The sequence below is a fragment of the Solibacillus sp. FSL W7-1324 genome, assembly GCF_038008025.1.
GTDB lineage: Bacteria > Bacillota > Bacilli > Bacillales_A > Planococcaceae > Solibacillus.
On sequence record NZ_JBBOYH010000001.1, the window covers coordinates 2,275,420 to 2,299,117 of the forward strand.

Annotated in this window: 25 protein-coding genes; 8 read left to right on the forward strand and 17 right to left on the reverse strand. The window is 39.0% G+C overall.

Annotated features, from left to right (window positions below):
* Positions 1–57: 57 nt before the first annotated feature.
* Complete coding sequence (locus MKY71_RS11275) at positions 58–816, reverse strand: SDR family oxidoreductase (protein ID WP_340732640.1); 759 nt, start codon at positions 814–816, stop codon at positions 58–60.
* A gap of 151 nt (positions 817–967) precedes the next feature.
* Between MKY71_RS11275 and MKY71_RS11280 the strand changes: the two genes are divergently transcribed.
* Positions 968–1,540 carry a TetR/AcrR family transcriptional regulator gene (locus MKY71_RS11280; protein WP_340732641.1) on the forward strand — a complete coding sequence of 191 codons (573 nt, stop codon included), beginning with the start codon at positions 968–970 and terminating at the stop codon, positions 1,538–1,540.
* Between the two features lie 257 nt (positions 1,541–1,797).
* Here the strand turns inward: MKY71_RS11280 and MKY71_RS11285 are convergent, their stop codons facing one another.
* The 3 genes from MKY71_RS11285 to MKY71_RS11295 form a co-directional block, all read right to left on the reverse strand.
* Positions 1,798–2,235 (reverse strand): DUF1801 domain-containing protein, encoded by a 438-nt coding sequence (locus MKY71_RS11285; protein ID WP_339171958.1) that lies wholly within the window; start codon positions 2,233–2,235, stop codon positions 1,798–1,800.
* A gap of 272 nt (positions 2,236–2,507) precedes the next feature.
* Positions 2,508–3,113: a superoxide dismutase gene (locus tag MKY71_RS11290; protein ID WP_079527822.1), complete on the reverse strand. Its 606-nt coding sequence runs from the start codon at positions 3,111–3,113 to the stop codon at positions 2,508–2,510.
* A 237-nt stretch (positions 3,114–3,350) separates the two neighbouring features.
* Positions 3,351–3,830, reverse strand: coding sequence for a DUF456 domain-containing protein (locus tag MKY71_RS11295; RefSeq protein ID WP_339195022.1), 480 nt, complete (start codon positions 3,828–3,830; stop codon positions 3,351–3,353).
* Between the two features lie 146 nt (positions 3,831–3,976).
* Here MKY71_RS11295 and MKY71_RS11300 point away from each other — a divergent pair, with 146 nt between their 5' ends.
* The 4 genes from MKY71_RS11300 to MKY71_RS11315 all read left to right on the forward strand — a co-directional run bounded on the left by MKY71_RS11300 (position 3,977) and on the right by MKY71_RS11315 (position 6,730).
* Complete coding sequence (locus tag MKY71_RS11300) at positions 3,977–4,483, forward strand: DUF1189 family protein (protein WP_340732642.1); 507 nt, start codon at positions 3,977–3,979, stop codon at positions 4,481–4,483.
* Positions 4,484–4,556: 73 nt separating this feature from the next.
* On the forward strand, positions 4,557–4,892 hold the full coding sequence (locus MKY71_RS11305; RefSeq protein ID WP_340732643.1) for a hypothetical protein: 336 nt from the start codon (positions 4,557–4,559) through the stop codon (positions 4,890–4,892).
* Between the two features lie 128 nt (positions 4,893–5,020).
* Entirely contained in the window at positions 5,021–6,136 is a 1,116-nt protein-coding gene (gene ispG / locus MKY71_RS11310; RefSeq protein ID WP_340732644.1) for a flavodoxin-dependent (E)-4-hydroxy-3-methylbut-2-enyl-diphosphate synthase, read from the forward strand.
* Between the two features lie 18 nt (positions 6,137–6,154).
* Positions 6,155–6,730 carry a 5' nucleotidase, NT5C type gene (locus MKY71_RS11315; RefSeq protein ID WP_340732645.1) on the forward strand — a complete coding sequence of 192 codons (576 nt, stop codon included), beginning with the start codon at positions 6,155–6,157 and terminating at the stop codon, positions 6,728–6,730.
* Positions 6,731–6,809: 79 nt separating this feature from the next.
* Here the strand turns inward: MKY71_RS11315 and MKY71_RS11320 are convergent, their stop codons facing one another.
* The 11 genes from MKY71_RS11320 to MKY71_RS11370 form a co-directional block, all read right to left on the reverse strand.
* The gene (locus MKY71_RS11320) at positions 6,810–7,622 is read right to left on the reverse strand and encodes a C40 family peptidase (RefSeq protein WP_340732646.1); all 813 of its coding nucleotides are present in this window, start codon (positions 7,620–7,622) and stop codon (positions 6,810–6,812) included.
* Positions 7,619–8,404 (reverse strand): serine hydrolase, encoded by a 786-nt coding sequence (locus MKY71_RS11325; RefSeq protein ID WP_340732648.1) that lies wholly within the window; start codon positions 8,402–8,404, stop codon positions 7,619–7,621. The genes MKY71_RS11320 and MKY71_RS11325 overlap by 4 nt, the downstream gene beginning before the upstream one ends.
* Before the next feature lie 4 nt (positions 8,405–8,408).
* Positions 8,409–9,347: a S66 peptidase family protein gene (locus MKY71_RS11330; RefSeq protein ID WP_340732650.1), complete on the reverse strand. Its 939-nt coding sequence runs from the start codon at positions 9,345–9,347 to the stop codon at positions 8,409–8,411.
* Positions 9,348–9,350: 3 nt separating this feature from the next.
* Positions 9,351–10,301: an oligopeptide/dipeptide ABC transporter ATP-binding protein gene (locus MKY71_RS11335; RefSeq protein ID WP_339171980.1), complete on the reverse strand. Its 951-nt coding sequence runs from the start codon at positions 10,299–10,301 to the stop codon at positions 9,351–9,353.
* On the reverse strand, positions 10,294–11,340 hold the full coding sequence (locus MKY71_RS11340) for an ABC transporter ATP-binding protein (protein WP_339171983.1): 1,047 nt from the start codon (positions 11,338–11,340) through the stop codon (positions 10,294–10,296). Before MKY71_RS11340 ends, MKY71_RS11335 begins: the two co-directional genes overlap by 8 nt.
* 15 nt (positions 11,341–11,355) lie before the next feature.
* Positions 11,356–12,342, reverse strand: a complete 987-nt coding sequence (locus MKY71_RS11345; RefSeq protein ID WP_339171986.1) for an ABC transporter permease — start codon at positions 12,340–12,342, stop codon at positions 11,356–11,358.
* On the reverse strand, positions 12,342–13,286 hold the full coding sequence (locus tag MKY71_RS11350) for an ABC transporter permease (protein ID WP_340732651.1): 945 nt from the start codon (positions 13,284–13,286) through the stop codon (positions 12,342–12,344). Before MKY71_RS11350 ends, MKY71_RS11345 begins: the two co-directional genes overlap by 1 nt.
* Before the next feature lie 178 nt (positions 13,287–13,464).
* Positions 13,465–15,243, reverse strand: coding sequence for a peptide ABC transporter substrate-binding protein (locus tag MKY71_RS11355; RefSeq protein WP_445683744.1), 1,779 nt, complete (start codon positions 15,241–15,243; stop codon positions 13,465–13,467).
* A 64-nt stretch (positions 15,244–15,307) separates the two neighbouring features.
* Positions 15,308–16,393 carry a dipeptide epimerase gene (locus tag MKY71_RS11360; protein ID WP_340732653.1) on the reverse strand — a complete coding sequence of 362 codons (1,086 nt, stop codon included), beginning with the start codon at positions 16,391–16,393 and terminating at the stop codon, positions 15,308–15,310.
* 13 nt (positions 16,394–16,406) lie between these two features.
* Positions 16,407–17,201, reverse strand: coding sequence for a M55 family metallopeptidase (locus MKY71_RS11365; RefSeq protein WP_340732654.1), 795 nt, complete (start codon positions 17,199–17,201; stop codon positions 16,407–16,409).
* A gap of 307 nt (positions 17,202–17,508) precedes the next feature.
* Positions 17,509–18,555: a P1 family peptidase gene (locus tag MKY71_RS11370; protein WP_340733642.1), complete on the reverse strand. Its 1,047-nt coding sequence runs from the start codon at positions 18,553–18,555 to the stop codon at positions 17,509–17,511.
* A 526-nt stretch (positions 18,556–19,081) separates the two neighbouring features.
* On the opposite strand from MKY71_RS11370, the gene MKY71_RS11375 reads away from it, so the two are divergent.
* The 3 genes from MKY71_RS11375 to MKY71_RS11385 all read left to right on the forward strand — a co-directional run bounded on the left by MKY71_RS11375 (position 19,082) and on the right by MKY71_RS11385 (position 22,262).
* A complete protein-coding gene (locus MKY71_RS11375) occupies positions 19,082–19,573 on the forward strand; it encodes a 23S rRNA methyltransferase (RefSeq protein ID WP_340732655.1) in 492 nt (163 codons plus the stop codon).
* A 103-nt stretch (positions 19,574–19,676) separates the two neighbouring features.
* Positions 19,677–19,877 (forward strand): CsbD family protein, encoded by a 201-nt coding sequence (locus tag MKY71_RS11380; RefSeq protein WP_339172000.1) that lies wholly within the window; start codon positions 19,677–19,679, stop codon positions 19,875–19,877.
* Between the two features lie 201 nt (positions 19,878–20,078).
* Positions 20,079–22,262, forward strand: coding sequence for a sensor domain-containing protein (locus MKY71_RS11385; protein ID WP_340732656.1), 2,184 nt, complete (start codon positions 20,079–20,081; stop codon positions 22,260–22,262).
* 23 nt (positions 22,263–22,285) lie between these two features.
* Here MKY71_RS11385 and MKY71_RS11390 read toward each other — a convergent pair whose 3' ends face one another.
* Both MKY71_RS11390 and MKY71_RS11395 read right to left on the reverse strand, forming a co-directional pair.
* Positions 22,286–22,933, reverse strand: coding sequence for an alpha/beta hydrolase (locus tag MKY71_RS11390; RefSeq protein ID WP_340732658.1), 648 nt, complete (start codon positions 22,931–22,933; stop codon positions 22,286–22,288).
* 13 nt (positions 22,934–22,946) lie between these two features.
* Positions 22,947–23,510, reverse strand: a complete 564-nt coding sequence (locus tag MKY71_RS11395) for a DNA helicase (RefSeq protein WP_340732659.1) — start codon at positions 23,508–23,510, stop codon at positions 22,947–22,949.
* Positions 23,511–23,698 lie beyond the last annotated feature (188 nt).

A 23,698-nucleotide genomic window follows, 5' to 3' on the forward strand; every position in this document is an offset into this window, starting at 1 on the left:
AGAATAAAATATGCAAAAAAGGCTCTGCAACCGAAGTTACAAAGCCTCTAAATATACTTAATAAGCTGTCCAACCAGCATCCGCTGTAATAATTTGACCATTGATGAAACTTGAGTCTTCCGAACCTAAAAATACAGCCAGTTTCGCGATTTCATCCGGGTTTCCAACACGTGGAATCAGTCCCGAACCTTTTTGCTGTTGGCCGGCACCGTATTGGCTAATATTTTGCATCGACTGTTGAATATTTGTCATTACAGCTCCTGGTGCGATTCCGTTTACGCGAATACCAGATTGAGAGAACATGAATGCGGTATTTTTTGTTAAACCGACAACAGCATGTTTCGAAGCGGTATATGCGGCACCTGCACGACCACCGTTTAAACCGCCAGCTGAAATATTATTTACAATAACTCCATGACCTTGTTTTAAGAACATATCTGTTGCGATACGCATGGACTTCATAACTGAAGTAGTATTAACAGCGAAAATCATATCCCAGCGTGCATCTGTAATTTCATTAACAGGCTCGAATCCATCCATAATGCCAGCATTGTTTACTAAAATATCTAGCTGACCGTAGTTTTCAATAGTGGCATCAAATAATTTTTGCAAGTCTTCATCTTTTGTAACATTCGTTGCCATTGCAAATGCTGTACCACCGTTTGCAGTAATTTCATTTGCAACAGCTTTTGCGCCCTCTTCATTTAAATCCGAAACAACTACTTTTGCTCCTTCTTTTGCATAAGCTTCCGCAATAGCTTTTCCCATACCAGAAGCGGCACCTGTTACGATTGTTACTTTATCCTGTAATTTCATTTTAAATCTCTCCTTTTGTAATAGAAGTTATTGTACATCTGTTCAATAAAAATTATAATTGAGAGCAAATTATTGTACAAACAACAGCTATTTGGAATTCTGTACAATATCCAACACTTTTTAATATTCTGTTCATTAAAGGAGAAAATTTATGGACTTACGTGTAAAGAAGACACATGACAGCCTGCAAAGAGCGCTTCTTGTCTTATTGAACGAGAAATCTTTGGAGAATATTACGATAGCAGAAATTTGCCGCATTGCACAAATTAACCGGGGCACATTTTATTTGCATTATAAAAATGTCCACGGAGTATTTGAGCGTTATTTCAATGACATCGTGAAAGATTTAAAGTTTTCGTACGATTTTCCATACGATGTGACGAAAGATAATTTATCCATGCTAACACCTGAAATGATTCAAATTTTTCACCATGTCAAAAAGCATGAAGCCTTTTACAGGATTGTTTTTGATGAAAAAACACCGATGCTTTATTATCACAAATTATTAGAGACGATTCGTTCCTTTATATTGGAGTCGCATTTAGAAGAAACCGAACATATATCCGATCAACAGCTTGAATATTTGGCAAGCTATACAGCGAACTCGATTATGGGCATTCTTATTCAGTGGCATAAGGAAGATTATGTACTTGCACCCGAGACATTAAACAAATATATTTATGATTTTTATCGCTTGAATGAAACTTTGAAAAAGAAGATTTAATTTATGACATAAGGAGTGGTTATAACCGAAAAAGCTATTTTTCCCTTAGAAAAAAATAGCTTTTTTTGCTGAGCGTTAAAAATTGATTTCCATTCCGGGACGCTTTCCGCGGGCGTGGCCTGAGCCTGTAGTCTCAGGCGTCACGCTATTCCCGCTGGAGTCACCCTCCATTCCAATCAATTTTACAAAATACCCGTTTCTAAAAAGAGTTTTATTCTTATCCACCGGTATTTTTTTATGTGATATAACCTATTATTTTATCTCTGTACTTCACTTTCATAAGTAGCGATCCACTGCTCTACCGTCATTTTTTTGCTCAGTTCCCCTATCAGGTCATAAGGGATATGTTTTGTCGAGGTCCAGCGAATACAGCTTTTTCCCATATTCAGCTTTGTCGGCACCGCTTCGGCATAGGCTTCCTGAAACCACTTCAGAAGTTTCGGATCACTGTAAATCCCCATATGATATAGCCCAATATGGCGCTTTTGTGGAGCAAGTGCTAAAAACGGTAATGGTGTATTCGGGGTGACATGATACCCTTTCGGATAAGTTGTTAATGGGACATTATATACGATCATATTCCGGTCAATTGACTTTTCAAATCCAGGCGGCAAGTTTTCATCAATCGTCTCCATTAATTTAATATAGGCCCCGTGCCACTTATCATCAATCTGTGCGACAAATTCATCAATCATCTACTACACCCCAATTCTGTTTATTATTTTGAGCGTAGCAGATAACTGGAAAAAAATACATAAAAAAACGCATGGAAGTAATGAAACTTCTCATGCGTTTTACGTTTAAAGTATTTTGTACCTGCCGCGTTGCTTTCAGTACAGTTTAGCTTTAATTTTCAATTATTTTGCAGCTTGGAATTTAGCTTCTACTACGTCCCAGAAGTGCTCCTGCCGCTTCGCTTTCGTCGCAAACTGGTATCCGTTTAGAATATAGTTAATTCTTCGCGCTATTATTTTGCAGCTTGAAACTTAGCTTCTACTACGTCCCAGTTCACTACGTTCCAGAATGCACCGATGTAGTCTGGACGACGGTTTTGGTAGTTTAAGTAATAAGCGTGCTCCCAAACGTCTAAGCCTAGGATTGGTGTTTTACCTTCCATTACTGGAGAGTCTTGGTTTGGAGTTGAAGTAACAGCTACACCGTCACCATCAACGATTAACCATGCCCAACCTGAACCGAAACGAGTTGTAGCAGCTTTTGCGAATTCTTCTTTGAATGCGTCAAATGAACCAAATTTCGCATCGATTGCAGCAGCTACTTCACCTACTGGAGTGTTAGAACCGCCTGGAGCGATTAATTCCCAGAATAATGTGTGGTTAGCATGTCCGCCACCGTTGTTGCGTACAGCAGTTTGTTTGTCAGCTGGTAATGCATCGATGTTAGAGATTAACTCGTTGATGTCTTTGTCAGCGTATTCAGTACCTTCTACTGCTGCGTTTAAGTTTGTTACGTAAGTATTGTGGTGTTTAGTGTGGTGAATTTCCATTGTTTTTGCATCGATATGTGGTTCCAATGCGTCGTAAGCGTAAGTTAATTCTGGTAATTTGAATGCCATGATAATATTCCTCCCTGGAACAAGTAATTAATGTTGATTACAGTACTAGGTTATCAAAAAATGATTCCTCATTCAATGAAAAAAACCGTAATATTTGCATTTCAGTCTTTTGACGGAAAGGCTTCGGATTACTTGTCTTACCTGTTGTATGTAATCTTTCCATTACTAGTGTAAGCGATAATGATTTGATTTTACAAATATTTGCTCTTCAATAATTTCATAGCACTTAATTTGAAACTAGATAGCCATAAAAAATATGATAATCATTACTGCTTGAATAATCCCTTTAGTGACGACCGATGTTAAAAATCCTACAACTGAACCAACACCGACTTTAATTGCCTGCTTCAAATTACTTCGCGTCACAATTAATTCACCTATAATTGCACCGATAAACGGACCCGCAATAATACCTGCAAATGGTATAACAAATGGTCCAATCAATAAACCAATCGTGCTTCCCCACATCCCGGCTTTTGATCCGCCGAATTTTTTTACTCCGATTATATTCGAGATTGTATCTGCCACAAATAACAGCGCAACAAATAATAGCTCAATTACCCAGAACCACCATGGCAAATCGGTAAAACTATAAAATAGCCCATAAACGATAAACCCGCCGAGCAAAAATAAGACGGATGGGATAATTGGATATACTAAGCCGATAAACGCAATAATAAAAAGTGCGATAATAAGTATCCATGCAATAATATCCATTCATTTCACATCCTTTCTAATCTTCTTCCTATAATGTTTTCACAAATTATACGTAATGTACGAGGAAAAGATTCAATTTAATTTTCCGAGTTCAATTCGAATTTTTTTCATGTTACACTACTTTTGTAAAGGAGCATTCGAATATTATGAAAATTTCACATATGCAGTTATTCATACATAGTTTAACCAGTCCCAAAAAGCTGGGGGCATACCGGATTCTATCCATCGGTAAAGTGATGCAGTATGCCTTTTTAATGATTACCCTCATTACTGCTTTTTCATTCGGCCAATTTATTAATGCCGGAACAGCCGAAATTTTCGGCTATTCGGAGATTGAACAGTATGCACAAAATATACAGTGGATTGTTTATCCGATCGCCATTGTTTTTTTATTCGTACTGAATACATCCATCTATTTTATTAAAGTAAGTTTATATGCGCTTGCAGGTCTGTTTTTCATTAAACCGATGAAACGACGCGGCGAATACAGACAAATATGGCGTACAGCTGTTTTTGCAAGCACGTGGGGAACATTATTGATGATTTTCGGAAATCTGTTTATAATCTCACAAACTGTTATAACCCTTATCAGTATTTTTATCACAATGTTCTTTATAATTATTGCCTTAACAAAATATCCCGTACAAAAATAATAAATTCTCCTTCTGAATCATATAGTTTAACAATCTATTAACGAGTTAAATTGTAGAGAGAAGGAGGATTTTTTTGCGCTTTTTAATAGCTTCCATCGTTCTTTTGTTGTTTGCATTTGTCATTAAAGTTGATTTACAGGAAGGTACGCTCCCATTAGCATCCTTTTATACTGATCCGCAATCATGTCAGGAAGGTGAACAAGGAAACTATGTTGTCGTAAAAATCCAGCCGGACGATACCATTTACAGTCTATTTTCAGCAACTCCCTCACCTATTAAAACCACATTCCCAGAAAGACTTGCACAATTTTACCAACTTAATCCGCATTTAAATTTACAGCCGCTTGTACCAGGAGACACTGTTCTCATCCCAATCATCTCGAACGCGAAGGAAAACTGTCTAAATTGATTTCATAATGTTTCTTCCTTGTTCTTCTTTAAATACACTGATAAAATAAGGAACAGTGACGGCTTACATATCGTTATATCTTTTAGGAGATATAACACATCAAAAGCCTGAAAAGGAGAGAATTTTTCATGAGTGAAATCGTTCACCGTACGAAAACACGTCCTGTGCGTGTCGGTAACTTAACAATAGGTGGTAATAACGAAGTCGTAATCCAAAGTATGTGTACGACGAAAACACATGATGTAGAAGCAACGGTTGCCGAAATTAAACGTTTAGAAGAGGCAGGTTGTCAAATCGTACGTATTGCAGTACCGGATGAGCGTGCTGCAAATGCAATAGCTGAAATAAAAAGACAAATTAATATCCCGTTAGTAGCGGATATTCACTTTGATTACAAATTAGCATTAAAAGCCATTGAAGGTGGCATCGATAAAGTACGTATCAACCCGGGTAACATCGGGCGCCGCGAAAAAGTAGAAGCAGTTGTAAATGCGGCAAAAGCAAAAGGTATACCAATCCGAATCGGTGTTAACGCCGGTTCTTTAGAGCGTCATATTCTTGAAAAGTACGGTTACCCTACTGCAGATGGAATGGTAGAATCTGCATTGCATCATATTAAAATTCTAGAAGACTTGGATTTCCATGACATTATTGTTTCGATGAAAGCATCAGACGTAAACCTGGCAATCGAAGCCTATGAAAAAGCATCAAAAGCATTCGATTACCCGCTGCATTTAGGTATTACAGAATCAGGTACATTATTTGCCGGTACTGTTAAATCAGCTGCCGGTTTAGGCGCGATTTTATCTAAAGGGATCGGTAATACTTTACGTATTTCATTATCTGCAGATCCAGTTGAAGAAATTAAAGTAGCCCGTGAATTATTAAAATCATTCGGCTTGGCATCTAACATGGCGACATTAATTTCTTGCCCGACATGCGGCCGTATCGAAATTGATTTAATTTCAATTGCCAACGAAGTAGAAGAATACATTTCAAAATTGAATGTTCCGTTAAAAGTAGCTGTTTTAGGCTGTGCGGTAAACGGTCCTGGTGAAGCACGTGAAGCAGATATCGGTATTGCGGGTGCACGTGGTGAAGGGCTTTTATTCATGAAAGGTAAAACAGTTCGTAAAGTTCCGGAAGAAACAATGGTGGAAGAACTGAAGAAAGAAATCGATAAATTAGCTGCTGAAATGGTAGCAAAGCGTGAAGCAGAAGCACAAGCAAATGCAACTGTGTAAAGAAAAGAGGTAATGGAAATGACAAACTTAAAACATCGGTTCGGCATCGATATTGACGGGACCGTTACATGTCCTGCCACATTGATTCCACATATTAATAAACAATACAATATTAATATGACGCTACAAGATGTAACGGAATATGATTTTTTAAGTGGTTTTCCTCATCCTGTAGACCGCGCACAGTTTCAGGCCTGGTTTAAAGAAAACGAGCTACGAATGTATGAAGTAAGTGAGCTTGCTGCAGACGCGCACCGCATTTTAACTGCCTGGCAAAACCAGTATGAGCTTTATTATATTTCTGCGCGTGGAGAAAATGTTTTCGATATTACGAAAAACTGGTTTGATCAATTTAAAGTTCCTTACGATCATATCGAATGTATCGGCAGTCACAACAAAATTGCCATCGCTAAAAAGCATGCAGTGGAAGCTTTTTTCGAAGACAAACATGATAATGCAGTGGAAATTGCAGAAGAGCTAAAAATCCCTGTTATTTTATTTGATACGCCGTACAATCAAATGCCTGTACCGAATAACGTCATTCGCGTTAATAATTGGGTAGAAGCGAACGATTGGATTCTTAAAAACTTTTAATTGAACGAAACCAATTTTCATGTAACTAAAAAGGTCAACTCAGATTTCTTGCTGAGTTGACCTTTTATTTGTTATTGAATTAAAAAATACTGCCGTACTCCGTAATCGTTGTCGCCAAATCTTCACGGTAATGGTCATGCTGCAAGTTCAGACTGTTTACATTAACCTCATTTCCACCCAGCGAGGAATGGATATACTCATCATTCCCAATATACATTGCTACATGGCCAGGGAAGAAAATCAGATCACCCGGCTTTAAGTTGTCGCCTTCTATTTTCCTTAACGGGAAACCTACCTCTATTTTCGCATCCCGGTAAATAAAAGCACCGTTTAGCATATACGCCATTGATACAAGACCTGAACAGTCAATGCCTAAAGGTGTTTTCCCGCCCCATCGGTATGGTGTTCCTAAATAACGAAAAGCAGTTTCCACGACTTGCTTGCGGAATGCTTCTTCATTTGTCGTATACACTTTTACACGATCCTGAATCCAGGCCGACCGTACATACCCTTCTTCACCTGTTACAAGCTGTACTTTTGCCCAAGTTGGATCAAGCCCGGCCTCCAGAACAACTTTGATAAAAGCGCCCCGTGTCAATGTCAGGATATTTTCGCTTTGTATTTTTGGTGCTTTAAGGACATCCGCAAAGCTTTGAATAACGACATCATTTGCTTCATATACCCAGTTTACAGTAGGTTCACTTCCAACTTGCAAATTGGATTTTAATGTATAGCCTTCGTAACGGTAAAAGGTTAGGATTTTGACCCAATTTTCATCAATTTCTTCTAGAACTTCGACCGGCATTCCGTACAACGCCTCATCGATTAATTCAGAATGTCGGTCTGGTGCTGCATGTAAATTCGCAATCTGTGTTTTCACAACGGCATTCAATCGATTCCCTCCTCCTGTTTTGTAAAATGATCATAGACGATTTTAGAAATCGTGCCGATCGTTTGTCTTGCTTTGTCGTTATCGGTCACTTCTGTAATGAAAACCCCGATAAAATAATCTCGATTTCTTGTAAATACAATGCCAGCATCATGGTCGACCGTATCGAGACCGCCTGTTTTAAGCGCCATTTTAACGTCATCTACAATATAGCGTTTGAGCGATTCGTGACTGCGCTGCCTGCTTAAAATATCGAGTGCAACTGCATTCCACTCTTTTGTAAGGAGTGTACCTCTATATATTTGCCCGAAAAGGTGCTGCATATCCTGTGCTGTCGTTTCATTATCAAGGCCCAGCTTTTGACGTTCAAAATCCATCATCTTTCGCTGGACCCGAGTATTATGTAAACCGATTTCTTTAAAATAATCATTAAATGCATCCATGCCTAAAAGATCAATACATACGTTTGTGGCTGTATTGTCACTCGTAATGATCATCCAAAGTAACAGCTCGTGCAGTGTAGCCTGCGTTTGTCTCTGCTCGGTTAGAACACTGAAATCTACCATGTTATCCGGTGTGATTTCGTAATTGCGATTCAAATTGCCGTTCGTTTTTTGCAGATGAGCCAAAATAGCGATCAGTATCGGCACTTTAATAATACTGGCACTGCTGAAAATTTCCTCGTTCCGATTTTCCCATACAATCTCATTAGTATTGTAATCTTCTACAATGCCATGCACTTTATATGGACACTGTGCAATAATACGATCCAGTTGTTTATGCATCAGCTTAACCTACAACCCGAATAGATTTATTTGTCGCATCGATTGTTACGGTTTTACCAAGCGGCAATGACATCGTCGGCAGTACATGACCACATGTTACATCTTTTATGATTGGAATATTCAACGGCACTAAAATCTCTTCAAATACTGTATCCAAACTTAAATTATTTTCTGTATTTTTTAAATCCATTGGTCCGCAATCCGTCCAAGCACCGAGCAAAATTCCCGAAAGTTGCTGCAGTTTCCCCGACAATGACAGCTGTGTCAGCATTCGGTCGATTCGTTGCACATTTTCATCGATGTCTTCCAAAAAGAGAATTTTACCTTTTAAATCAATCTCATACGGTGTGCCTAAAGATGCTGCAACAAGGGTTAAGTTGCCTCCAGCTAATTCACCTGTAGCCGTCCCGGGAACAACCATGTTCATATCCTGGCCTTTTGCATTTTCCAGGAAATAATCATTCCACCCGGTATTTGTCACACTGCTGATGAAATACTCCCATGTATAGTCATCCATTTCTGGACGGATAAATTCAGTCGACGGCATCGGAGTATGGTACGTTACAAAGCCGCATTGCTGATTGAATACAATGTGCAGTGCCGTCACATCACTATAGCCTGCAAATACTTTCGGGTTTTCCTTAATCATCTCCAGATCAAGCATCGGTAAAATCCGTGTCGCGCCATAACCTCCGCGAATACAAAAGATACCGTCGATTTCTGGATTTCGGAACATAGCATTCAATTCTTTGGCACGCAGCTCATCACTGCCCCCAAAATACCCGTGTCGCGCTCTGCACGTTTCTCCTACAACTACATGAAAACCAAGCTGCTCCACTGCCTGGATCGCCCGTTCGATACGGTGTTCAGGTGTTGCTCCCGATGCGCTGATCAATGCGACAGTATCGCCTTTTTTCAAAGATTTTGGGATTATCATTGCCATCGTCTACACTCCACTTCCGGCAAGCACCGCCCGATATTGTGCCTGCTCTTCTTGATTGGCCAATACGAAATGTCCTTCTTCAATTTCAACAAATTCAGGTGGATCCATTTCATACTGATGGACAGTCGGATCATACACTTGCAGTTTTTTTCTGCGTTCTTTTAACGGATTCGGTTCCGGAACAGCAGCCAGTAATGCTTTCGTGTAAGGATGCAACGGATTGTTGAACAGCTTTTCCGTTTCACCCAGTTCAACGATTTTCCCCTTGTATATCACCGCCGTACGATCTGTTATGAAGCGCACAATCGACAGGTCATGGGCAATAAATAAATACGTTAACTCACGATGTTCCTGTAAGCTGGACAATAAGTTCAATACTTGGGCACGGATGGAAACGTCCAGCGCAGATATCGGTTCATCCGCTACAATAAACTCCGGTTCCATGACTAGTGCTCTGGCAATACCGATCCGTTGACGCTGCCCGCCCGAAAATTCATGCGGGAAACGTGAAGCAAATTCCGGCAGCAGTCCGACTTCCAGTAAAGCTTTTTTTACTTTATCGATCCGCTCCTGCTCATTGCCGTACCTTTTATTATTGATCAGACCTTCTGAAACAATATAATCAACCTTTGCCCGTTCATTTAAAGAAGCACCCGGGTCCTGGAAAATCATTTGGATCTTTTGTGTAATTTCACGGTCCCATGCACTGGATATACGGCCATTGATCGGTTTTCCATGGAATAGGATTTCTCCGTTTGTTATCGGATTAATGCGCATAATCGCACGGCCGATTGTCGTTTTTCCTGAACCCGACTCCCCTACAAGTCCGAATGTTTCCCCTTTATATATATCGAAGCTCACGTTGTCTACCGCCTTGAACTGTTTTTTGCCTTGTCCAAAAACGATATCAATATTTTTTACTTCAATCAGTTTTTCTTTATTTAGATTAGTCATTTGCATATTGTCTCCCTTCTGCGAAAAAGGCTTGCAACACTTCAGGAGGCTCTACTTTCGGTGCCTTCGGATCAAGCAGCCATGTGCGGGCATAGTGGGTATCGGTAACTTTGAAAAAAGGTGGACGTTCAACAAAGTCGATTTTGAGTGCATATTGATTCCGAGGTGCAAACGCATCCCCTTTAATCTCTTTAAATAAATTCGGTGGTGTGCCTTTGATTGAATACAGTTCTTCGCCTTTATTGCCCAATTGTGGAAGTGACGAAATCAAAGCCCATGTGTACGGATGTTTCGCATCGAAAAATACTTCCTCTGTTTGTCCAACTTCGATAATATCCCCTGCATACATAACTGCAATTCTGTCCGCGACTTTCGCAACAACCCCTAAATCATGCGTAATATAAATCGTCGTCAGCAAATACTTCTCCTGCAAATTCGTTAAAAGCTGCAGGATTTGTGCCTGGATCGTTACATCCAAGGCGGTTGTCGGTTCGTCACAAATCAGGATTTGCGGATTGCAGGCAACTGCAATCGCAATTACGATCCGCTGACGCATCCCACCGGAAAATTCATGCGGGTATTGCTTATAGCGGCGCGCCACATCATGGATTCCAACATCACGCAGCAGCTGCAATGTTTTTTCATATGCTTCTTTCCCTTTTAATCCTTGGTGCAGTACGACACTTTCTTCGATCTGTTTGCCGATTGTTTTCAGCGGATTCAGCGATGTCATCGGGTCTTGTGTCACCATGGCAATTTTTTTGCCGCGGACCTTCAGCCAGTCTGCCTCTGTTTTAAATTTCGATAAATCATGGCCGTCAAAGTGAATTTGTCCATTTGCAATATAGCCGTTTTTATCAAGGAGACCCATGATTGATTTTACTAATACGGATTTTCCTGAACCTGATTCCCCCACGATTGCAAGGCTTTCCCCTTTATATAGATCGAGCGAAATATCACGGATAGCCGTCAAGGTTTGTCCACGCAGTTTAAATTTTATGACTAGATTTTCGATGGATAATATTTTTTCCTGTTCCATATAACGCCCTCCTCTTTAAACGTGATTTTTCGGATCTGCCGCATCAGCAAATGCATTCCCGATAATATAAAAGGCGATCGTAATGACACTCAGCACGATACTTGGGAAAATAAGCTGATAACGTAAATCCGGTGACATCATCAGTACGCGTCCTTCATTGATCAAGTTACCTAATGATGGCTCACTTACCGGCAATCCGAGTCCGATATATGTTAAAAATACTTCTGCACCAATTGCAGCCGGGACCGCTAAACTCATTCGCAGCATAATGACTGAAATTAAATATGGGAGCAGGTTTTTCAAGATGATTTTATAGCCGGGTGTTCCTAAAGTTTTGGATGCCAGATTATATTCACGGTCACGCAGTATGACGATCTGATTTCTCAGGAACCTCGCCATTTCAACCCATCCCGTTATACACATGGCGATAATGATCGTCGATATGCCAGGTCGCAAAATATACGCCATTAAAATGAGTACAATCGTTGTCGGAATATTATCCACGATATTGTACAGCTGGGTAATCGGTGCCTCGAGTTTCCGCGAGTAACCCCATAATGCCCCAACTGTAAAACCGATCAGAACTTCAATAATCGCTACAGCAAAACCGATAAATAAAGAAGTTCTTGTTCCTTCCCAAATTCGGGACCATAAATCCTGACCGATGGAGTTTGTTCCAAAGATATATTCATCATTAGGAGCAACATTCCGGTCCTGCATTCCAGTGTCCGGATTCAAATAAATTTGTGTGGGTGATTTTTGATCTGGCAAATAAGGTTGGACAAATGTAAATGCAATCAAGACGATGACAAAGACAAGTAAAAATACAGCAATTTTATTTTTCCTGAAGGAGCGGAAGGTCGAACGCCAATAAGAGTAATTGGAATAAGCTGTTTCTTCCGCTTTTGCATCATCGACAGCGGCAAAGTCAAACATGTGATCATGCAGCTGCTCTGTTGATTTTTCCGAAATATTCTGAATCTCTTTCGTAAAAATTCCCATTAGCGTACACTGTCCCCTTTCCCTAGTTTAATTCGAGGGTCAACAATTGCCATCAGTAAGTCCCCTAAAATTAAACCAATGATCCCTAGTGAAGAAAATACAAGCACTAAACCTTGTACGACATTGTTATCCTGGCGCTGGATCGCATCTACGAGCAATCCACCCATACCTGGAATTGAAAATAATGATTCAATATAAATCGAACCGGTAATCGTAAATAAAATCGTTGCAGGTAAATATTGCGCCATCGGGATGAACGCATTTCTCATCACATGGCGGAACATAATCGTACGTTCTGTCACACCTTTTGCCCGTGCCAGCTTAATATAATCCTTATTTAGCTCATCCACCATATAGCGTCGCATCCACATTGCATAGGAAGCAATCGGTCCAAGTGCCAAACAGATTAACGGTAAAATAAAACTCCGCGGATTGTATTCATCAAACAGCATCGGCAAGTTGAACAACTCCGAAATATACATTTGAATCATAAGGAAATATACCATCGCCGGTACTGCTACTACTATTACGATATAGCCTGTGCCCAGCCTGTCGAGCCAGCGCCCTTTAAACTGAGCCATCAAAATGCCCAGCGGTACACCGACTAATAAGGATAGTGCTACAGCTCCTAATCCGAACAATATAGAATACATCATTTTATCCTGAATAATGTCAAGTACTGGTACATCTGTACGGTATGTAATCGATTTTCCTAGATCGCCTTGAATAAGATTGATGTAGAAGTTTTTAAGTTGGACTAATAACGGATCCCGTAAGCCCAGATTCGTTAAATAAATTTCCTGCTGTTCCGGCGACATTTTTTCTGCTGCTGCGCCTAAATAGCCTTCATCAGGCATTAATCGTAACAGGGAGAAAACTATTGTCACGATGATAAATAACGTCAATATCGATTGCGCGAATCGTTTCGCAATATACTTTAACAAACACGTTCCCTCCTCAGTAGTTCCTCGGTGTAATGACGTCCGGTGATTGTTGGTCTCAAGCGCCAATTACTCCTTAATAAATCCGTAACATCGGTCGAATAAAGTTTATAAAAGCAGAAAGGAGATGCAGAAACATCCTGTCATCTCCTAATCTACCTCCATTTAAAATGCCCTCGTATTAATTAGAAGTGTTTGCTAATGCTTCCGCACGTTCTTTTTCCCATGCTTCTTTAGCAGACTTGAATTCTTCATTACTCATTGGCTTCTCTAGGATAGACTGACCTTTAAACTTCTCGGATGTAACACCAAATGGCGAATATTGTGATTCAAATGGATTTAATTTTGAAGCAGTATAACCGCCGCCGCCTACAGCGTACGGGATAACAAATGCTTCCTCAATTAAAAATGCCTCTGCCTTTGCAAACAATTCATAACGAACAGCCGGATCTACTTCTGCTTTTGCAGCTTCAACTAGCTTGTTATATTCACTGTTATAGCCTTCAGCCATTTCCGGCTTGTTATATGTTCCGCCTTCTGAAAATGGATCTGTATACGTTGACGGGTCAGCAAAGTCCGGACCCCAGTTTGCTTCAAGCATCGAGAACTTACCAGGGCGACGTACTTCACTAAGGAATCCTGTCGCAGGACCTGCATACAGTTCCACATCGATATAATCAGTACCTAAAAGATTTTCAAGCTGTTGTTCCACTACTTGTGAACGGTTAGCCCATTCCGGTGAACCAGAGTTGTAAGGTAATAATACCTTGACTGGGAATGTAGCTTTCCCGGCTAATGCAGCCATTGCCGCTTCTTTATGCTCAAGCGCCAGATCTTTGTTGAATGAATCTGTTTCTGTAATCTCTTTTAATGGCTCAAGCATTGTGTAATCTACACCTTCAACATCCACGAAGTTTTTCGGTGTAATTGTATTAGACAGTAAATCTTGCGGGTTGTAAGGCTCAATCGTTAACATTGCCGATACACGATCAAGTGCATGATAAAGCGATTTACGGAAATCTTTATTATTTACTGCTACTTTCCAGTTTTCAGGCTCATACTCTGCATCATATTGCGGATCAAAGTTTAATGCATAGAAGTATGTGTAGAAGTTATTTGTGTTTTGGCGTACTAAATCTTTTTTGTCATCACTGTTTAACCATTCATCCAAAATTGACGTCGGGATTAATGCCCCGTCAATCTCATCACGTAGGAACAGTTCAGGTGCAACTGTTGCGGCTTCTTTATTATACTTATAGCGGATACGATCGATTTTCACTGTTTCTTTATCCCAGTAAGCATCGTTTTTCACAAGTACACGCTCATTTTGAGGTTCGAATTTATCTAAAATATATGCGCCGTTATATAAAATATTCTCACGAGTCGTTCCGAATGCCTCGCCTTTTTCAGCTAAGAACTCGCCGTTTACAGGGAAGAAACATACGTAGTTCAGCATCGATAAAAAGTATGGTGTCGGAGCTTCCAATGTATATTCAAGCGTTGTTTCATCAATCGCTTTAATACCTACTTGCGAGAAATCCGTTACTTCGCCATTGTAAAAAGCATCACCATTTTTCACGACTGTTGCAATCCACGCTGTCGAAGATTCGTTCTTCGCATCAAGCACATAATTTAAGCCATCTACAAAGTCCTGTGCTACAACATTTTCTACATCTTTTCCTTCATGGTCTACCCACTTTACGTCATCACGAAGTTTGAATGTCCATACAGTTGCATCTTCATTGGATTCCCAGCTTTCTGCTAATCCTGGCTTAACAACGCCATATTCATCATATTCTATTAATCCTTCTACTAAATTCGCCGATAATGCAAATTCATTTGTTTCTGCTGTTTTTAAATAGTTCAGTGTTTTAATTTCACCTGAGTACACTGTTCGATATTCCGATGTTTCACCAGAATCCGATGAATCACCACAAGCTGCGAGTACGAGTACGAACATACAAAGTAATGCTAACAAAGATTTTTTCAAAGTCATTTCCCCCATTTCTCTTTTCTATCTTTTTCTATTTGGCTAAATAAGCCTCTATGAATAACCCGATACCGGGAGCATCGGTCATTTGAATGTTTTCCCCTTCGAAAATCGGCCCCCCTTCAATTGGATCTTCACTGCACAAACTTGGTCCATCTAAATCAACCATTGTGACATTTTTGCTTGCTGCAGCAAAATGGGCAGCTGCACTGACACTGATTTTTGTTTCAAGCATACAGCCAATCATACAAGAGATACCATTTGCCTCTGCAATGTGGTTAATTTGCTGCGCTTTAGAAATGCCCCCTGTTTTCATCAGCTTAATATTTATTAAATCCGCGGCCCGCTTTTCAATGACCTCGATCGCTTGCTTTGGAGAAAATACACTTTCGTCTGCCAAAATATTTGTATACGTGTTGTTTGTAATATATTGCATGCCCTTTATATCACTATAATGGACAGGCTGCTCAACGAGTTCGATAGCCGCGCCTTTATCCTCAAGCTGTCCAATAATTTTTACAGCTTCTTTTGCTGTCCATCCTTGGTTGGCGTCAACCCTTAATGTAATATCAGGTCCTACTGCTTTTCGAATTGCCATGACCCGTTCAACATCTTCTACCGGATTTTTTCCGACCTTCACTTTTAAAATGGAAAAGCCCCGTTTAACAGCCGCTAAACTATCCTTCACCATTTCATCCGTTCCATTTACACTAATCGTAATGTCCGTTGTAATGTTTTTTCGGTACCCCCCTAACAATTTATAAAGGGGAGCATTGTATTGTTTCGCCCATAAATCATAAAGCGCAATTTCGACCGCCGCTTTAGCACTCGTATTCTGGTAGAGACACGCATCGACCTTTTGACAAAGCAGTGCAATTTCATCAATTTCAATTCCAATAATTGATGGTGCAATCACTTCTTCTATTGCATAACGGATTGAAGAAAGGGTCTCCCCTGTAATGACATGGGTCGGCGCAGCTTCGCCAATACCGATCAGCCCGTTGTCGGTATAAATGAATACGGCAATATTTCGTATACTATGTACTGTGCGTAAAGCTGTTTTAAATGGGGTAATAAGAGGAGCCTCGACAATCCCCACTTCAACCTTTGTTATTTTCATAAATTCACCTGCTTCAAGTTAAAAATTGTAACAGTCTCAACACTTCAAAATAATCGTTCGTTTCGAAATGGACTGTATTATGCGGTTTAAATGTTGCACCTGGATAAAATGAATTCCGGTAGGCTTTAATATGATCTTTATAAATAATTTCCACTGTAAAGTGTTTCGGCAACTCTATTTGAAGCTTTGTACGTTCGATCTTCATTGCCCGTTCTACAAGCTGTTTCGTCTGTTTTAATGTTGTTTGCGGGCTTACATTGATTGTTGCATGACCGATTCCCTCTTTTGTTGCGAAGGTGACGATTTGGTCATTATATCGGGCGATATGTTCCGCCAACGCCTGATCTCCGCTGACAAAAGCAACCGGTACATCATGGAGGGCTGCTGCATATGTATTTATTAAAAACTCACTGGCATATTCGCCGTTTATTTTGACATCGGCCAATAAACTTAGTGTATGGGCCAAAGGATTCTTTTCACTGCCGCCTTCACTGTGATAGCCGATAAAAATTGCCCTGTCAAAACTGCTGTCCAACCCCGCAACCATACACATCGGATCTTGCGTCCAGCCACGAATAATTTTTACATTCTCAGGCAGATTTTCAATCAAAATATTTCGGCCGGAATCATGCGCATCTTTCAAAAGGATTTCCGTAGCGCCACCTGCAAATGCCCCTTCAATGGCGGCAAGCACTTCTTTTGTCATTTGTTTTTGAAACTGGGCGTAATCCGGAGCGTTCAGTTCCGTTTCACTCCATACCGTTGTGCCGGTTATCCCCTCGATGTCTGCACTTATATACACTTTCATTTATAACGATTCTCCTTTCATTGCTATTTGTTCATCAGTCTAGAATAATAATTTCAAAGATTTAGATTTTTCAGTCTTTTATTTATAATCTATAAAATACCATACTTATTTCGATTGTGGAAGTTTTTTCTAATAGTTTTCTAAATAAAACTTTAATTTTTCATCGCGCTAAAACCTTGATAAATAGCAATCTTCTACAATAGATTCAAAACATATTATCCCCATAGTATTATATTTTCATAAGAAAAAGCCTTTTACACTGATATGGTGTAAAAGACCCACTAAACTTCTTTATGAAAAAAATACATTATTCGACAAAATTATAATTTTCGACTTTGTTATTATTTCTGCCCGTTGTCGTAGTAGCTTGCGACAACGAATTCAAGATGGCTTCTTCTGTCGCTTCAGCAGCTGCCATAAACAATGCATTCATCACGTCATGATCTTCCCTAATTTGCTGTCGATTTTCCAGTTCTCCATCGAATTGATGCTGTACTGTACGAGCTGTTGTAAAACCGATGACAATGTCTCCGCTTCCATGGGAAAAGTGGCTGCCTGTTCTCCCCAAACCTATTCCACAACGTTTTATAACTCGTTTCAATTGGCGGCTGCTTAATGGGGCATCTGTCGCCATTACAATTATAATAGAGCCGTCTGTTGGACTAATTGTCGATTCACCGTTGTCAGCTGTCACCTTATACCGGTCTGTTGAAAATTCGCTCGCCTTTCCAAAGTTACTAAGTACGAGGCACCCAACCGTATATGTTTGACCAGTCTTATCTTCAACAATGCGTGATGAGCTGCCAATTCCTCCTTTATAGCCGAAACAAACCATACCTTTTCCTGCTCCGACAGCTCCTTCTTCCACAGCATCCGTTTTTGCTCGCTGTATCGCTTCAACAGCATGTTCAGGTTTTACAGGAAAATGACGGATTGAGTTTAAATGGCTATCATTGCATTCACCGACAACGATATTAACCGTACCGGTTGAAATACCTATTTCTTCATTCTGTTCAAGTAAATACTCGAGTGTCCCTTGCGCTACATTCGGTACTCCAAATGTATTCGTAAGCATTATCGGCGACTCGATTACACCTAGTTCGTCCACTTGAACAAGACCTGTTGTTTTTCCGAAACCGTTCAATACATAGCTCGCCGCTGTCACCTTTTCCCGGAACAGATTACCTGAATGCGGTAATATAGCGGTTACTCCGGTACAGGCTGCATCACCTGCATCATTTAACGGATAATCCAATGTCACATGCCCGACGCTTACACCTTTAATATCCGTTATGCAATTTTTATCCCCTGGAGACAATTTTCCAATCGTTATACCCAGTTCACGTACTTTCATTGTCGATTCTCCTTTATTTATGTATTCCGTTTCATCGTAAACAACTTTTTCCAAAAAGAAAACAGAAAAAAAGATACGTCCTACTACCAAGGCCGCATCTTTATCATTATTTGAACCGATTTTGTTTTCCATTTCTACTTTTCAATCATGCTAAATTATATTTCCAATATTCCTCTTGTCCAACGATCAACAAAGCTTTCAAAAGTAATGCCGTATTTGTTATACACTTCATGATAAACAAAGTAAATTCCAAGTTTGTCTAGCAATTCATCATTAATCCGCATTAAAATCACTCACTTTCGATTATTTAGATGATGGACTTTTCAGTACCAAGCGATACGTATCTATTTCTAATCATACCCACAGTTGCAAACGTTATTCATGAACAGAAAAACAAACATTTTCGAAAAAAGGAATTCTGTTTAACGAACTGTTACAATTTTTTCACAAACTGTTTAAAAATCAGTACGAATCTTTCACCACAATTTAGTAAGATGAATGAAATGACGACATTGGAGGGACTCTAATGAGAAGATTTTTCGTAGTATTAATTACTTCTATTTTATTGGCTGGATGTGGTGATATGGTAGCAGATTTAAAAGAGGCGGCAGCAGGGATTAATTCAAAAGCGAATGAAGCAGCTTCTGCAATTTCAATCGATGTTCATTCCGTTCGAGCTACAGAAATCAAATTCGACAATCAAACTTTTACAATTAACGATTTATTTAAGTCTATATTACGCGATGTCCAATGGGAATATGACGACAGCGGGAAAACCAAACTGTTGAAAATCTCAGGTACTTGGCAAGAAAATGGATTATTTGCACAGCACTCATTTTCTGCCGACCAAAAAGAACGGCTAAAAGAACATGGAAAAGTTGAAGTAATACTTTCATTTAACAATTACAAAATTGATGAAACAAAAACACAAGCAACATTGAACATGGATGGACAGCCATTGATAAAAGAAGCAGGTCAGGAAACCCTTCATCACTTTTATAAAATCTACATAAAATAAATATATTGGTTATTTTGCTTAAATCCGACCTTTCTATCCATTTTGTTTAGCAATAATATATGCGGGAATATATATACCATCTAAACATTTAGGAGGTCATATTATGTCAAACGGATTTACAGATAAACTAAAAGGCGCAGGAAACAAAATTAAAGGCGAAGTAAAAGAAGAAATCGGCAAAAATACTAATGACCCATCTTTACAAGTGGAAGGTCAACGCGATCAGCTAAAAGGGGAAGCTCAGGAAAGAGTTGCTGATGTGAAAGATAAAATCACAACAAAAATCGATGAATATCGAAAATAGCTTTTACAGAAACTAGTAATTTTTATATTTACTAGTTTCTTTTTTTTGCGTTAAAATAGTTAATATACTCCATTTTATGATAAGTACTTTTGGCTTATATAAAAGGGATTTTTTTATATTAATATAATACCACTTTCATTTTATAGGAATTTTGTTATACTTACTTTAAAATACACACTACTTTTTAAAGGGGAAGTTAGAATGACCATTGATCAATTTATACCCCTATCTAAAGACCGCTTATTTAATTGGCTAAAGACCTTAAGTAACCAGCTTTCGAAAGGATCGCTCATCATTGATATAAATGATGAAAATTTATCTATTTTACATGCTAATTCACAGTTTCTTAAGTTTACATCATTCGAAATGAAGGAATTATTGCATCAAAATATCAGTATTTTTAATGGACACAGAACGAATCAAACATCTATTGAAGAATTAAATTTACATTTAAAATCAGGTGTCGCAAAAAAATTCACGATTTTGCATTATACAAAAAAGGGATCCGCTTTTTGGAACTCGATTACACTGCATCCGATTCGAAATGAAGATAATATCATTCAATATATTTTGCTAACTTGCGAAGATACGACTGAAGCAGAGTTAAATAAAATGGTCTATAAATTGGAACATGAAGTGTATGAAGCGATCGATCATGAGGATAACCTGCAATCGATTTTAAATTTAATTACCGAGAAGATTGAACTTTTTTACATTCGTGATGTCTATTGTGCCATTCATATTTTTAATGAACATGGAGAAATTAAATCGTTAGGTACATATTCATTGCCACAGAGGATTCTCAGTCAACTAGACATATTAGAAATTACCCCTAATACGAATCTGAATTCGAATGCGGTTTATTTAAAGGACTTTGCACAAGAAGAGCAACAGATCGATCTTTTTACACAGTGGGACCTTAATGTTGTTCATGGTTCATGGACAAAGCCTATTTTGACACCTCAAAATGAAGTAAGCGGCATTTTGACACTGTTCAATCAGGATGCAACAGAGTTAAAGCAAATAGATATCAATTACTTAAACCGATTGGCCTTGCTGATCCAATTAGCAATTAAATATGCTGAACAAAAAATTGAGCTTAGCAGACTCGCCTTCTTTGATGTCGAAACAAATTTACCGAACCTCCATTATTTTAAGTCAGAATTATCTGAATGGATTAATGATGGTAATTCGGGAATAGTCGCGATCCTGCACCCTACGGAATTTAATAAGGTGGTTGATTTGTATGGCAGAAACGCAGGAGCCGATTTACTCCGTCAAGTGGCAGATCGAATGCAAATCTATTTTCCGGAAAATGATTCACTGATTTCGCGATTTTCAAATTCGCTTATTTTAGGGATAGTTGACGAAAAGGATTGCTTCATTACGTACAATCAGCATCTTGAATCGATCACTCAATTACCTTATATCATTGACGGTAAAGAAATCTATATTACTTTAAAAATCGGTTATACGGTTTTCAATCAGTCGATGACAGTCGAACAGAGCATTCACCAGGCTGATATTGCCTTATCCAATGCACAGAAACGTACTGGGACAAGCTATTCCATTTATGAAGATAATAGTACGAAAGAATTGACGGAAGAAATGGATATTCTCAATCAATTGGCTTATGGGCTTTTACATGAAGAGTTCGAAGTTTATCTGCAGCCTAAAATCAACTTCCAAACGATTGAAGTGGAGGGTTTTGAAGCACTATCTCGCTGGAACTCAAGCAAACTTGGTTTTATTTCACCGGTAAAATATATTCCGATTGCCGAACAAACCGGTAAGATAAAAGCGATTGATTTACTGAATTTCAAGCAGATCCTTATTTGGCTTCAAAATCGAATCAATGAGAACAAAAGAATATTACCGATTGCACTCAATATTTCTCCGGACCATTTCTACGATCCGGATTTCCTGCAAAATATAAGTGACATCTTTTACAAATATAATGTCCCGCCACATTATATAAAACTGGAAGTAACGGAAAGCATCGAATTGGTGGATTTCAAAAAAGCAAAAGAAATTCTGAATCAATTAAGACGTATGGGGATTGAGTGCTCAATCGATGATTTTGGAATCGGCTTTTCTTCGTTAAGTTATTTGCCGCAGTTACCCTTTTCCGAAATCAAAATCGACCGAAGCTTTGTCAGCGCAATGAATGAACCCGGGATGTATGCCATTGTACAGACGATCATCCAATTGGCGAAAAACATTCAAATGCGTCCCATTGCCGAAGGAATTGAAACAGAAGAACAATTGGCGATGCTTCAGCAACTTGGCTGTCCTGCCGGTCAAGGCTATTATTTTTACAAACCGATGTCTATTACCGAAGCAGAACAATTGCTGGACACAAAAAAAACAGCTGACGGGAAGTAATTCACCTTCCGTCAGCTGTTTTCTTAGTTTATCGTGTTTGGTAAATCTTTCGATATGAATGCGATTAAATCATGCAGATTTTGTTCGCTCACTCCATGGCCTACCGGATAGGTTCTGAATGTTACGTCCGTGCCATAGTCATTGAAAAAACGGACGGCATGCTCTGCCCATTCAATCGGAAAATCATAATCATATTCCCCGTGAGAAATAAAGATTTTCGATTTATCCATCGTTTTTTTACTGTATTCAAGCGCAGCGAATTCCGGTAAATAACCGCTTAATGCTGCGGTTCCCCGAATGGCATTGCCCATCACCATTGCAATAGACTGTGCCATCGCTGCCCCTTGATTGAAGCCAACAACATAAATTTGCTGTTCATCCAAATTGAATTCCCAAATAGCTTCTTTAATAAATAATTCAATACCTTTCAGCACTTTATCAAAAATGGCACGATTCGGCTTACCCTCTTCTTCAAACGTATAAAATGCATAGCCGGGACGATGTTTAATCGGACCTTGCAAACTAAAAATATGACAATTTGTTGAAAACGAATCAACAAGTTGCAGTAAATCGTTTTCATCGCTCCCTAATCCATGCAGCAGGAAAATTGCAGGTTGTTTATCTGCATCTACTTTAGGTGCTTTGTGTAAATAAATAAATGGTGTGTTCATTTTATGTCTCCTTTTAAGAAAGCGTCATTTTATTGACAAGCTGGTCTGTGTAGTAAGCCATATAGCCATCCAGCATTTTGATTGTTTCCTCGATATCGCCTTCTGTTAAAATATTTGCATTTTTAGCACAGGCAACTGTTAAAAAATCAATACGGTATGCATGCTCCACGGATGCATAGGCATAATCGTATATCACATCTTCATCTTCTACCTTTAATGCTTCATACTGCTGATGGAATGCCTTCTTATAATCGTCCATTTTCTCTCCGACACTATTGCGGATTTGCATTTGCTGTGCCATTAGTTCATTTTCGATATAAGAAACGGTTGGTACATTTCCTGAACTGAACGTTTCCCGAACAAGATCTGTCCATGCCATTTTATTTTCCACATAATACGCAATATTTAACATTAATCGATCATAAAAATCAGTCGTCGACGTGGAGGAAGCTCTTTTTTCATCAATATTTTTTTGAAGCATTGTTTGGAATTTTTCAAGGTCCGCTTTATTCGATAGTAAATAAAGTGTCTGTTCGATATATGTAGTAATTTCTTTTTGCTTACTTTCTGCTGTCATGATTCATCCACATCCTTCATCTGATACTTCCATATTTCTTTATTATCGTACCATTCCTTCAGTAAAATCGCACGTTATCCAATTATTTCTACGGCATATTGTATCTGAAATTATCCCTTTTGCCAAAGCTTTTTTCTTTTCACTCTAAACATTTTACCGGTGTCTTGACGGGTATAGAAATGAAAAAA